The 12,955-nt window shown below is 54.3% G+C and carries 9 protein-coding genes; all 9 read left to right on the top strand.

Translation table 11 applies throughout. From position 1 onward, the window contains the following. The first annotated feature begins 61 nt into the window (after window positions 1-61). The 9 genes from fba to BN3910_RS06930 all read left to right on the top strand — a co-directional run bounded on the left by fba (window position 62) and on the right by BN3910_RS06930 (window position 12,809). Window positions 62-928, top strand: coding sequence for a class II fructose-1,6-bisphosphate aldolase (fba, locus tag BN3910_RS06870; RefSeq protein WP_066925817.1), 867 nt, complete (start codon window positions 62-64; stop codon window positions 926-928). A gap of 1,553 nt (window positions 929-2,481) precedes the next feature. Beyond that, window positions 2,482-4,455, top strand: coding sequence for a transcription termination factor Rho (rho, locus tag BN3910_RS06890; protein ID WP_066925829.1), 1,974 nt, complete (start codon window positions 2,482-2,484; stop codon window positions 4,453-4,455). Continuing rightward, complete coding sequence (locus BN3910_RS06895; RefSeq protein ID WP_066925831.1) at window positions 4,452-4,877, top strand: FMN-binding protein; 426 nt, start codon at window positions 4,452-4,454, stop codon at window positions 4,875-4,877. Before rho ends, BN3910_RS06895 begins: the two co-directional genes overlap by 4 nt. 173 nt (window positions 4,878-5,050) lie before the next feature. Further along, a complete protein-coding gene (locus tag BN3910_RS06900) occupies window positions 5,051-5,701 on the top strand; it encodes a 50S ribosomal protein L25 (protein ID WP_066925834.1) in 651 nt (216 codons plus the stop codon). 74 nt (window positions 5,702-5,775) lie between these two features. After that, window positions 5,776-6,990: a cysteine desulfurase family protein gene (locus tag BN3910_RS06905; protein ID WP_066925837.1), complete on the top strand. Its 1,215-nt coding sequence runs from the start codon at window positions 5,776-5,778 to the stop codon at window positions 6,988-6,990. Further along, a complete protein-coding gene (mnmA, locus tag BN3910_RS06910; protein WP_066925840.1) occupies window positions 6,987-8,201 on the top strand; it encodes a tRNA 2-thiouridine(34) synthase MnmA in 1,215 nt (404 codons plus the stop codon). The genes BN3910_RS06905 and mnmA overlap by 4 nt, the downstream gene beginning before the upstream one ends. Before the next feature lie 30 nt (window positions 8,202-8,231). Next, complete coding sequence (gene nagB, locus BN3910_RS06915) at window positions 8,232-8,957, top strand: glucosamine-6-phosphate deaminase (protein WP_066925843.1); 726 nt, start codon at window positions 8,232-8,234, stop codon at window positions 8,955-8,957. Between the two features lie 31 nt (window positions 8,958-8,988). Further along, the gene (locus BN3910_RS06920; protein WP_066925846.1) at window positions 8,989-9,528 is read left to right on the top strand and encodes a hypothetical protein; all 540 of its coding nucleotides are present in this window, start codon (window positions 8,989-8,991) and stop codon (window positions 9,526-9,528) included. Between the two features lie 1,817 nt (window positions 9,529-11,345). Next, complete coding sequence (locus BN3910_RS06930; RefSeq protein ID WP_066925853.1) at window positions 11,346-12,809, top strand: S1C family serine protease; 1,464 nt, start codon at window positions 11,346-11,348, stop codon at window positions 12,807-12,809. Window positions 12,810-12,955: the final 146 nt, after the last annotated feature.

The following is a 12,955-nucleotide window of genomic DNA, read 5'->3' on the forward strand; positions in this document are numbered from 1 at the left end:
CCGAAAAAAGACACAAAAACCGTTACATGAATCAAAACCGTCACACGAAAAGGAGGAAAACATGCTGGTATCGGCCAAAGAAATGCTCATCAAGGCGGCGAAAGAACACTACGCTGTCGCACAGATCAATATTAACAATCTGGAATGGACCAAAGCCGTTCTGGAAACCGCAGAGGAGCTCAAGTCGCCCGTCATCTTAGGCGTCTCCGAAGGCGCCGGCAAATACATGGGAGGCCATACCACCGTCGCCGCCATGGTACGCGCGATGGATGAGGCCTTGGGCATTACTGTTCCCGTTGCGTTGCACTTGGACCACGGCACCTATGAAGGCGCGAAAAAGTGCATCGAAGCCGGCTATACCTCCGTCATGTTCGACGGCTCCCATTTTCCGCTCGAAGAGAATCTGGAAAAGACCACCGAAATCGTGCGCCTGGCGCATGAACACGGCATCTCCGTCGAAGCCGAAGTCGGTACCATCGGCGGCGAAGAAGACGGCGTCGTCGGCATGGGTGAGATCGCAGATCCCGCAGAATGCAAGCGCTTGGCGGATCTCGGCATTGACTTTTTAGCCGCCGGCATCGGCAACATCCACGGTGTCTATCCGGCCAATTGGAAAGGCCTCGACTTTGATGCCCTGCAACGCATCAAGGACGCAACCGGCGATATGCCGCTCGTCTTACATGGCGGTACCGGCATCCCCAAAGAGATGATTTTGAAAGCCATTTCGCTTGGCGTCGCCAAAATCAACGTCAACACCGAGTGCCAAATTTCGTTTGCGAAAGCTACACGGGAGTATATCGAAGCCGGAAAAGATCAACAGGGCAAAGGCTTTGATCCCCGTAAACTGTTAGCGCCCGGCGCGGCCGCCATCAAAGAGACGGTCAAAGAAAAGTTCGAAATGTTCGGTTCGGTCGGCAAAGCAGAATAACGACGGAATACAAGACAAGAGCATAGAGCACGCGTTACGTTAAGAGGACAGCATAACAAATGGCAAAGGAGTCGGCAAAATGAACTGACCCCAAAAGTCTAACTTTTGGGGTCAGTTCAAAAGTCGGCTTTTTTTGTTGCCGTTTTGTTTTGCTCCACTCTGCGGAGAAGAACCCCGGCCGGAGGAACTTTGGGCGCTTTGCCAAGGTTCGAGAAGGCGGCTCTGAATAACACATCTTTGAATAACAGGTTTCGCCCCTGGCTGGCGCGAATTATTTTCTGCAGCCAGGGCTCGACATTGCGTGGAAGCCCCTGGCTGGCGCGATTTAATTTCTGTAGCCAGGGTTTGTGTTCAGCAATCGGCCCTGGCCAGGTCATTTTATATCTATCAGCCAGGGTTTGAAATGGCGTGGAAGCCCCTGGCTGGCGCGAATTATTTTCCGCAGCCAGGGCTAAATGCGTTCAGTTCGACCCTGGCTGCCAAACTTTCTTCTCGTCAGCCAGGGGGGTGTCTCAAAAATTAGCCCTGGCTGTCAAAATTTGTTTCATCCAGCCAGGGTTTCTGCCAAAAAATCGACCCTGGCTGTGGCACTCTGTTTCGCCCAGCCAGGGTCGCAAATATTTTCTGCGCTAACATTGCGTTGTCAGTAGTGATTTCAAAAGGAGCCGGCCTACGGCCGGCAGTATGAAACGCCGCCGAAGGCGGCACCGCATGGAACCGCGCCGCCAGCAGCATATCGAGCGGCACTCCTTTTCGTCGGACCTTGATTGATGGACACTTTAACTTTTGGGACAGTTCGAGAAGGCATCACGCCCCTGGCTTGCACGTGTTATTCCGCAGCCAGGGATAGAGAAAGCATCTACGACCCTGGCTGCGGCGATTTGCTTTTGCCAGCCAGGGCTCGACATCGCGAGATTGATCCTGGCCGGCACGTGTTATTTTCCGCAGCCAGGGCCAGAGGTACAAAAGAAATTCTGGCTGCAGCATTTTGCCTTTGCCAGCCAGGGCTCAATGCGTTCAGATCGACCCTGGCTGCCAAACTTTCTTCTCGCCAGCCAGGGTTTTACTCTAAAAATTAGCCCTGGCTATCAAACTTTGTTTCATCCAGCCAGGGGTTGTGCCAAAAAAACTCCCCTGGCTATGGCATTTTGTCTCGTCCAGCCAGGGTCGTGGCATCTTGCGATCCGAAACTGCTTTGTCCGCAGCGAATTAAAAAGGAGCCGGCCTACGGCCGGCGGTTTGAAAACGCCGCCGAAGGCGGATCCACTTATATAACCGCGCCGCCAGCGGCACATTGATCGGCGCACTGCATATAACCGCGCCGCCAACGGCACATTGAGCGGCGCACCGCATAAAACCGCGCCGCCAGCGGCATATTGAGCGGCGCACCGCATGGAATCGCGCCGGGCTTCATCGAAAAATACAATACAAATGGAGATGAAAAAGGCATAACCAAATATTTGTCTACACTGTTTTCGTGCTATACTTAAGCCAGTCCATTTCGCGTGCTGATAAGGTACGTATTATTTTATTCATTTTTTTCGGAGGACCCTTTGGATCGCTATTATTCAATGAAAAGAACAGAGCTAAAAGAACTGGCGGAATCGCGCGGCTTGAAAAAAGCCTATGCTTTTCGTAAAGACGGCTTGATTTCCTGGCTTCAGGAGCAGGATGAGCGCAATGCAGCCAAAACAACAAGCGGCGAAAGTACTCTCCGTAGTGAAAGTTCACCCTGTGGCGACAGCGTCACGTGCAGTGAAAGTTCACCCCGTGGCGACAGCGTCACGCGCAGCGAAAGCTCACCCCATGATGAAAGTGTTACCCGTAGCAAAGGCTCTACCCGTGGCAAAAGCGTTAGCCATGCTGAAACGGACACGTCTAAGAAAACAATAGCAGACAAATCGACAGCGACCAGGAAAACCGGCGCAAAAAATGTCGCAGTAAAAGAGGCTACTGCTTCAGAAGCAACAAGTGAAAAAACGACACGGGAAATCGCGCAGAAAAAGACGACACGGAAAACTACAAAAAAGAAGACAACAGCAAGAGCTGCATCGGCAAAAGCGCCAAAGAACGTGTCAACAAACGCACCGACCGACGAACCAATAAACGAGGAAATGAATGCGCTGACAAACGCTCCGACTGAAGCATTGACCGATACGCCGACCATAGAGACGTCTCGAATTCCGGCGTTTGATGCGCCTACGTCGACGGATGCCCAACAGGAAGAAACTTCTTCTCCGGACGGCAACGGCAAGAAACCACGTCGCGAGCTGCCCGCAGATATCGGCGTACTCGAAGTCATGTCGGACGGCTACGGCTTTTTGCGCGGTGAAAAAGAAGACGGTACCCGAACGGATTATTATGTGCCGGCGGTACAAATTAAGCGATTCAATCTGAAAAGCGGCGACATCATCGAAGGCATCGTCGGCGATGCCCACGATAAAGATAAGTATGCCCCCATCATTTACATCAACGCCGTCAACGGCACGAATCCGACGAGCTACGTGCGGCGTATGGAATTTGATGACTTAACGCCCATTTATCCGGATGAACGCCTGCGGCTGGAAACCGTTCCGGAGGGAATTTCCAACCGCATTGTCGACTTGGTTGCGCCGGTGGGACGCGGACAGCGCGGACTCATCGTTTCGCCGCCCAAAGCCGGCAAAACGACACTGCTCAAATCCATCGCCCAGGCTATTGAAGTGACCTATCCGGAAGTGTATCTGTTCATTTTGCTCATTGATGAGCGCCCTGAAGAAGTGACGGACTTTGAGCAGAGCGTCAACCGTATGCGAAAAGCTGACGATGCGATTCGCACCGAAGTCGTCGCCTCGACTTTTGATAAACAGGCACAGAATCACACCCGCACGGCGGAGGAATTGTTGGAACGTGCCAAACGCCTGGTGGAAAGCGGCCAGGACGTTATGATTCTGCTTGACTCCCTGACGCGCCTTTCGCGAGCCTATAACATTACAACAACGCCTTCCGGGCGGACACTTTCCGGTGGCCTTGACCCGGTAGCCCTCTACCCGCCGAAAAAGTTCTTCGGAGCCGCCCGAAATATCCGGGACGCCGGAAGCCTGACGATCCTGGCAACCTGCCTTAAAGATACGGGCTCACGCATGGACGACATGATCTATGAGGAATTTAAGGGAACGGGTAACATGGAAGTACATCTCTCTCGCAACCTTTCCGAAATGCGCATTTTCCCGGCCATTGATATTTTCTCTTCCGGCACACGCCGAGAGGATTTGCTGCTGACCAAAGAAGAACAGAACGCGATGGTCGAAGTGCGCAAACAAGGGCGCAATGCGGATGAAACCGCCGTCATGGAACAGTTTGTGCGTCTGATGAAAAATACCGAAACCAACGAAGAATTTTGCCGCGTCATTCTTGGCAACTCCGCTGCCGCCGCATCGGCGGGACGGCGAAGGACAGCGCCTGTCACAAGACGCAGTGATCCGGCTGTCCGGGAAGGAAGCACGTTTTCGCGCGTAGCTGCTTCAACGGAAAGGAAAGAAGAATGAAAAAACGTATTGCCTGTCTTGCCCTTGTTGCCTGCGCACTCCTTTTCACCTCCTGCGGATCCGGAAAAAAGCTCAAGGCCGGAACGTATGAAGGAACCGGACAGGGCAATGCCAAAGAAACACCGATTCGTCTATCCGTAACAATTGATGAGAGCGGAAAGATCTACGAAATGAAGATTTTGGAACACCAGGAGACCCCGCAAATCGGCGGCAAAGCGCTGGATAAACTCGTGGAACAGGCAACCAAAGAAAATACGGCGGATGTGGATACCATCTCCGGAGCGACCCGCACAAGCGAAGGATTTCGGGATGCCCTGCGCTCCGCCCTTGCCCAGGCGGCCGGCGAAGAATCCACCACAAAGGATGACGGCGAGTCACAGCCTTCCGCAAAAGATGCCGGCAACACAACGAGTGCCCAGTAGCGCAAGCGGAAACAAAGTCACGCATACGACAGTCGGCAATCGCATTGCCGGCAAGAATCGGTCGGACTTGACCTCAAAAAAGACGAAAAATAGCGGGAAGCAGGGTGAAGTGTTGAACTATCCCGTTTTTCGCATTATAATGACGCTATATGTGTAGTATTTAAGGAGGAAGCATGACGGAGTACAAATTAAACGCGATGAAGCGTGAAGGATCCGGCAAAAACCGGGTGGATAAATTACGCGCGGCGGGACAGATCCCGGCGGTCATTTACCAAAAAGGGGAAGAGAATGAGCTGGTTCAGGTCAAAGACCTGGAGTTTGCCCATGTTTATAACAAAGCGGGCTCGTCCAGCCTGGTAGACCTTGTCGTCGATAGCGACACAAAAAAGGTGCTCATTAAAGAAGTGCAGAGACATCCGTATCGTAACGAAGTCCTGCATGTTGATTTCCAGGGCGTCCGCATGGATGAAGCCGTTCGCCTGATGGTTCCGGTGGTGCTGCTGCATCGCGACGAAATTCGCGTTCAGCCCTCCATTCTGTTGCAGATGATCGACGAAATTGAAGTCGAGTGCTTGCCGGGCGATATTCCGGCACAGGCGGAAGTCGACGTCGAGAATATGCAGATCGGAGACGTCATTACTATCGCCGACCTTGATGTATCCAAGAACGAAAAGGTCAACGTTCTCGTCGACGAGAACGAACCGGTCGCCTCCCTCAATGAGCCGCAGGAAGAAGCTGTGGAAGAAGAGACAGAGGAAGAGTCCACCGAAGCGGCGGATGTTCCGGTTGTTGGCGAAGAAGAAAAAGAAGCCGAAGAAGAATAACCGAAACGATTGTACACGAAGCGGACGGAGGCGGGAAATCGCCTCCGTTTTTCTATTGGAGCGAAAGGATGACCATGAGCGCAGAACACAGCATTCCTTCCATATATATGGATTATGCGGCGACCACCCCCATGTCGGAAGAGGTGGTGGAGGCGATGGTCCCGTATTTTCAGGATCGTTTTGCTAATCCAAGCAGCACTCATCCGATGGGAAGCGCCATCCATTGGGACACCATTAAGGCGCGCGAGCAGCTGGCCTTTCTGTTTAACGTTGAACCCAGGGAACTGGTGTTGACGTCCGGCGCTACGGAGGCGGACAATCAGGCGATTTGGACGGGGCTTCGTTATGCCGAAGAGTTCCTGTCGACACAAAAACCGCATGCCGAAGAGCTCTTGTCGACGCAAAAACCGCACATCATTTCGACGGAAATGGAACACGAAGCCATTCTTGCGCCCCTTCAGTTTTTGGAGAAGAGACAGCTGGCGGACGTGACGCTTTTGCATCCGGGATCTTCCGGCATCATCACGCCATCCGCTCTGGAAGCGGCGCTGCGCCCGGAAACCGTCCTGGTATCCATCATGGCCGTCAACAATGAAGTGGGAACGATTCAGCCCATTGCTGAGCTGGCCGAGACGATTCGTGCATATGAGGGAAAACGACACATTCTTTTTCATACGGATGCCGTGCAGGCGGCGGGGCATCTGCCCATCGACCTCCAACAATGGGACGTCGATATGCTGTCGATTTCGGCACATAAATTCGGCGGACCGAAAGGCGTCGGTCTGCTCATCGCCCGACATCCGGTTATTCCGGCACCCTTCCTTCTCGGTGGTCCGCAGGAGCGCGGGCTTCGTGCCGGGACGACCAATGTGGCCGGTCTCATCGGCATGGCGAAGGCAATGGAAGTCAGTCGTTTGCATCACCGCGAGGTGGAGAACCGATTGACGGAGCTGGGCGGTATGTTGGCGGACGGTCTTTCCACCATTCCCGGAGTGACACTTACGGTTGCGCGTGAAAATTGCCTGCCGAGTATGGTTCACGTCACCGTTGCAGGTATATCTCAGGATGTGCTTCTCGCGCAGTTGGGACGGCGAGGCATCTCCGCTTCTGCCGGTTCGGCTTGCCAGGCGGGAGCCAATGTCGAAAGTCACGTCCTTCGTGCGCTGGATGTCGCGCCGGAACGTCGTCGCAGCGCCCTTCGTTTTTCGCTCGGCGCGCAAACGACGCGCGAAGAGGTGGACTATGTTGTAGAAGCGCTTCGCGCGTGTTGTGCAAGGAGAAACGCATGAAAAAGCGTGTTTTGGTTGCCATGAGCGGCGGCGTGGATTCCAGCGTGGCAGCGGTATTGTTGCAGGAAGCGGGCTATGAATGCGTCGGCGTAACCATGCGCCTGTATGAAAACGAGCTGGTCGCCCATTCCGGTCATACCTGCTGCAGTCTGGACGACGTGGAAGATGCCCGTCATGTTGCCCACACGTTGGGCATGGAATACTATGTGTTTGATTTTTCCCCGGAATTTGAAGAAAAAGTCATTCAGAAATTTGTCCGCTATTACGAACGGGGATGGACGCCGAATCCATGCATCGACTGCAATCGCTACCTCAAGTTTGACCATTTGCTCAAGCGCGCCCGCGAACTTGACTGTGAAGCGGTTGCCACCGGACATTATGCACGCGTGGTTGAGGAAAACGGCGTGTATCGTCTGAAGCGCGGTGTAGATCACCACAAAGATCAAAGTTATGCACTTTATTCTTTTGATTCGGAAACATTGGCGCATACCCTGCTTCCGGTGGGGGTATATGAAAAGCAGCGTGTACGTGAGATTGCCGAAGCGCATGGCCTGATCAACGCGCGTAAGCACGACTCTCAGGACATCTGTTTCGTTCCGGATGGCGATTATGTTTCGTTTCTTTCGCGCTATACGGGACAAACCTATTCTGATGGGGATTTGGTGGATTCCGAGGGAAACGTCCTCGGCAAGCATCACGGCGCGGTGGGCTATACCATCGGTCAGCGTCGCGGTCTTGGCATCGCGGCAAAGGAACCGCTCTATGTGATCGACAAAGACATGGCGACAAATCGCGTCTGCGTCGGCACAAAAACGCAGTTGATGGCGGATTCGCTTCTTGCGGCGGATTGGAACTGGATCGGGGAAGTGCCCCGTGAACCCATCCGCGCGACGGTTAAAATACGCTACAACGCCAAAGACCAGCCGGCAGTTCTTCGCATCCTGTCACCGGACGAGGTGAAGGGCTTAGGTGCAAAGGAGACTTCCGGATCCATTTTCCACATGGGAAGAGGAAATGAATCGGCTCCGCATGAAGAGGACGCCTCTTTCGGAAACGCCGTCGGAGAAAGCGCCTTTGGAAGTGTTGTTGAAGTTATGTTTGATGCTCCGCAGCGCGCCATCGCGCCCGGTCAAGCAGCGGTAGCTTATCAGGGAGATACGGTACTTGGCGGAGGAACCATTGTCCGGGTTTTACCGCCGTCAGCAAGATAAAAGAGTAACGCAAATAATAAGGAGGGATCTATGCAGGTCATTAAAACCAAGGATTATGACGAAATGAGCCGTGTTGCCGGGGTCATTGTGGAAGCCCTGATTCGGGAAAAACCGGATGCCGTTTTGGGCTTGGCGACCGGATCCACACCGATCGGTCTGTATGAACATCTGGTGGAGGCTCATCAGAAGGGTGGCCTCGATTTTCAGCACGTGACGACATTTAATCTGGACGAGTATCTGGATCTGCCGAAGGATCATCCGCAAAGCTACCATACCTTTATGTACGAGAATCTTTTCGGTAAGGTGAACCTTTCCCCGGATCGCATTCATTTTCCGGATGAGGAGTATGATGCCATTGAAGAATGCGCAGAATCTTATGATGCGCGTATTCGCCGTGCCGGCGGAATTGACCTGCAGGTTTTGGGCATTGGTCGAAACGGCCACATCGCCTTCAACGAACCTACGGAGGAACTGTCGTTTTTCACCTCGACGGTATCGTTGACGCCGTCCACGCGCGAAGCCAATGCACGCTTTTTCTCTTCCCTTGAGGACGTGCCGAAACGCGCCGTTTCCAGCGGCATGGGCACCATTATGCAGGCTAAGCATCTGTTGATTTTAGCCAACGGTGAAGACAAGCGCGAAGCTGTTGCACGCCTGTTGGACGGACACAAGGTGACCACCTCCTGTCCCGTAACCCTTGCGCTTCTGCATCCCAACGTGACGCTCATCGTGGATGAGGCTGCGGCAGGCTGTTAAAGCCGGTCACGAAACTGTAAAGGAGGACTCCATGAATCGATTAACCAACCGTCCGCATCGACGCTGGCAGCAAGTTGCACGCAGTATTCCGAACCGTGCGAAGGAGGCGGAACGGCGTCAGGATCTCGAGCGATTTCATGCTGAGGTCAGTGATGAGAAGGCGTGGCTTGTTGCACGCCTTGATGAGGTGGATGTGCTCATTTCTGAGTTGAGCCAAGAAATGGAGCACATTCAGGAGAGCCTGGATCGTCCACATCGTGTTGCGACTTCCCATCTGTCGCCGCTGACCAATGCCGGCAAGCAGCACTTATGGCGCAAGCGTATGTTGCGTCACGCAGCAAGTTTGGATGCCGTGCTCGGAGAAATCCATCGGCATCCCGTTTTTCGTGATATTGTGGCTGAGATGGGACACCTTGATGTGCCGGAGGTGACGTTACCGGCAGAGGAGAAGGATCCCTTTATCCTTTCTCGCACGCTCATGCCCATGCTTGAGCAAATCCATCGCCTTCTGGACGGCCTGTATCGTCTGCGCCGCCGTATGCGTCGTGAATTACTTCGATTAGCGCGATAGGCAAAGCTGTGCCGTCCGCTCGTCGCTTGCTTCTCTTCGCCAAGGCAAAGCTGTGCCGTCCGCTCGTGCTGGCTTCTCTTCGTAGCCTCGCTGTATCGCCTATTGCAACGGACGCGACTCGTCGAAGAGGCGACTCGCGGACGGGGCAGCTTTGCGGTGAATGTGGTGGGCAAAGTTCTTTTGGAAGCGGAAACGTTGAGGTTTTTGCTTATACGCTCATAGCGATGGTGGTGGTTTGCCGAAATGGCGATACTACCACCATCGTTTTTTCGGTTGGCGATGGTGGTAGTTTGCTGAGATGGCGATTCCACCGCCATCGTAGAAAGGCGGTGCCGACCTGCGGTCGGCGGTTGGACGCCGCTTAATATAATTGCGGCGCCAAGAAGGAGCCGGCCTACGGCCGGCGGTATGAAAACGCCGCCAAAGGCGGCTCCGCTTTCTTAACTGCGCCACCAACGGCGATTCCAGCGGCGCACCGCTTTATTTTTCATCGTGTGTCACCGAAATCGTGTTTGTTTTGCAATTATCGCGAAACCCCTCTACCGAATCACGAGCGAGGGTAGAGTGGTTTCGCATTTTTCGGCAATACCCTTCTACCGAATCGCGAGCGAGGGTAGAGTGGTTTCGCATTTTTCGGCAATACCCTTCTACCGAATCGCGAGCGAGGGTAGAGTGGTTTCGCGTTTTTCGGCAATACCCCTCTACCGAATCGCGAGCGAGGGTAGAGTGGTTTCGCATTTTTCGGCAATACTCCTCTATCGGATTGCGAGCGAGGGTAGAGTGGTTTCGCGTTTTTCGGCAATACCCCTCTATCGGATTGCGAGCGAGGGTAGAGTGGTTTCGCGTTTTTCGGCAATACCCCTCTACCGAATCGCGAGCGAGGGTGGAGGGTTTTCGCCTTTTTTGGCAATACCCCTCTACAGGATCACGAGCATGTGTAGAGGGGCTTCGTCTTTTTCAATGATTCCCTTCTATAAAGATAAGGAGCCGGCCTCTGGCCGGCGGTTTGGGAATGCCGCCGAAGGCGGCATCCATTCTATAACTGCGCCGCCAGAAACGGTTTGAGCGGCGCACACTCTTGCAACTGGTCCGATAGCGCCACTTCCTGCGGCGCTCAACGCTGGCTGGCAAAAGTTTTATCCCTTTGCCAGGGTCAAAATAAGGCACTCGCCCCTGGTTGACATACGCCATTTTTTGCAGCCAGGGATCGAAGAATGGTGACCGCCCCTGGCTGGTATGTGCCATTTCATGCAGCCAGGGCTCAAGATAGCGTGACCGCCCCTGGCTGGCATACATTATTTTCTACAGCCAGGGCTTGGCAAGAACAAAGAAACCCTGGCGATGACTTTTCGCTTCACTCAGCCAGGGTTTCGTCGCAAAAATCGCCCCTGGCTGCAAAACGTTCTTGTCACTGGCCAGGGCTTTGGGCTAAAAACCAACCCTGGCTGTCATACTTCTTTTCTGCCAGCCAGGTTTTTTCTCAAAAATTGACCCTGGCAACGGCACTGCATTTCGTCAAGCCAGGGTTTCACATATTCTGCGAGGCAAAACCGCGCCGCCAACGTCGCGCCGAGCGGCGCACCACATGAAACCGCGCCGCCAACGCCGCGCCGAGCGGCGCACCACATGAAACCGCGCCGCCACCATCGCACCGAGCGGCGCTCCTCCTTCCATCGCGGCACTTTGTGTACCAATGATGTAACATATTTCCTTCAAAGCCGTTCGGTAGGCTACATAACGAATATAAAAAAACGTGGCGCACGTGGCCGAACGCGAAGAGCAGGCCGGTTGCCGCCGCGAGAGAAGGAGGAAACACCATGAACGATCAGGATCGTTTTGAACACAACGGACAAGCGAATGAAGGCTTTGATCGTCCGAACAATAACATTGCGGACGCCCATCGTGCCGCCGAGGATGCTCATCACACCACCGAAGACGCCCGTCGTGCCACCGAAGACGCCCGTCGTGCCACCGAAGACAGCCGCCGCGCAGCCGAAATCGACCACGGGAACGAGCATCCCGCACAACACGCATACGCCCACGAGCCCGATCACGAGCAGTTTGCTCATGAACAGCACGCGCGCGACCACGAAGAAGCAACGACACGGCGCATTGTGCGTGAAGAAATTGCACGCAATTACCGGCCGAAAGGACACGCGGCACGCACCCTTGCCATAGTAATTTGCAGCGCATTGTTAGGCGCAGGCGGCGGCGCGGCGCTCGTAGCATCCGGAAATGTACCCCTGCCGAAGCAGGAAGTACAGACAGCCGGCACGGCAGCCAACAGCAACGTGAATATCTCTTTAAAGGAAGGAAGCACCACCGTCGAGAACGCGATTGCGGCCAAGACCATTCCCTCCATTGTCGGCATCACCACCGTCTCTAAAAGCTTCAGCGACAATCCCTTCCTTTATGGAACGCCGCAATACAGCGAATCCGTAGGCTCCGGTGTCATCGTCTCCCCGGACGGCTACATTTTAACCAATGCCCACGTCGTCAACGGCGGCAACGCCAAAACCGTGCAGGTGCGCCTGTCCAACGGCGAAGAGGCCGAAGCGAACGTACTCTGGGCGGATCCCACACTCGACTTAGCCGTCATCAAAGTCGAAAAGAAAAACTTGCCGGCCATTACCTTCGGGGATGCCAAAACGGTGCAGGTAGGGGATAAGGCCGTCGCCATCGGCAACCCGTTGGGCCTTGATCTGCAATCCACTCTGACGTCCGGCTACATCTCCGGCCTCAATCGCTCCATCACATTGCAGGACGGCAACATTATGGATGGCCTCATCCAGACCGACGCCGCCATCAACGGCGGCAATTCCGGCGGCGCGCTGTTGAACGCCAAAGGCGAACTCATCGGCATCAACACCGCCAAGCCCGCCTCAGCCGACGGCATCGGCTTCGCTATTCCGGTTTCGACGGTAAAGCCCATCGTCGACAAGATCGTCGCCGACGGAACCTACACCCCGCTGTATATGGGCATCAACGGCACCAACACCAAACTGGTCGCCGCCAGCGGAGTACAAGGCCTGCCGACCGACAGCGGCGTCGTTGTGCGTGACGTAGTCGCCGGCTCTCCTGCCGCCAACATGGGCATCGAAGCCTACGACATCATTGTGGCCATCAATGGCGATCCCGTCGAATCCATGAACACCCTCAAAACCCTCTTGCTCAAGTACAAAAAAGGCGACACCGTCGACGTCACATACTACCATGGCAAAGAAAAGAAGACCGGCAAGATGACCTTTACCGACTTTCTTCCGCCGACGATGCGCCCGTAGTTGTCGGCAACATAGGACGCCGCTCGTGCATCTTTTACACTCGTGCTTCTCTAATAAAGGATGGCAACGCACATAAAGGTATAAAGGAGGCAACGCCCATAAAGACCTGAAACAAAGGCTCGGAAAGGAATAAAAGGCACAAAAAA

This window comes from Murdochiella massiliensis (genome assembly GCF_900059565.1).
Lineage (GTDB): Bacteria > Bacillota > Clostridia > Tissierellales > Peptoniphilaceae > Murdochiella > Murdochiella massiliensis.

Bases quoted from the DNA above. Each gene is read 5' to 3' on its own strand.
- fba (WP_066925817.1), top strand. From the start codon at position 62: ATGCTGGTATCGGCCAAAGAAATGCTCATCAAGGCGGCGAAAGAACAC.
- BN3910_RS06895 (WP_066925831.1), top strand. From the start codon at position 4,452: ATGAAAAAACGTATTGCCTGTCTTGCCCTTGTTGCCTGCGCACTCCTT.
- BN3910_RS06900 (WP_066925834.1), top strand. From the start codon at position 5,051: ATGACGGAGTACAAATTAAACGCGATGAAGCGTGAAGGATCCGGCAAA.
- BN3910_RS06905 (WP_066925837.1), top strand. From the start codon at position 5,776: ATGAGCGCAGAACACAGCATTCCTTCCATATATATGGATTATGCGGCG.
- mnmA (WP_066925840.1), top strand. From the start codon at position 6,987: ATGAAAAAGCGTGTTTTGGTTGCCATGAGCGGCGGCGTGGATTCCAGC.
- nagB (WP_066925843.1), top strand. From the start codon at position 8,232: ATGCAGGTCATTAAAACCAAGGATTATGACGAAATGAGCCGTGTTGCC.
- BN3910_RS06920 (WP_066925846.1), top strand. From the start codon at position 8,989: ATGAATCGATTAACCAACCGTCCGCATCGACGCTGGCAGCAAGTTGCA.
- BN3910_RS06930 (WP_066925853.1), top strand. From the start codon at position 11,346: ATGAACGATCAGGATCGTTTTGAACACAACGGACAAGCGAATGAAGGC.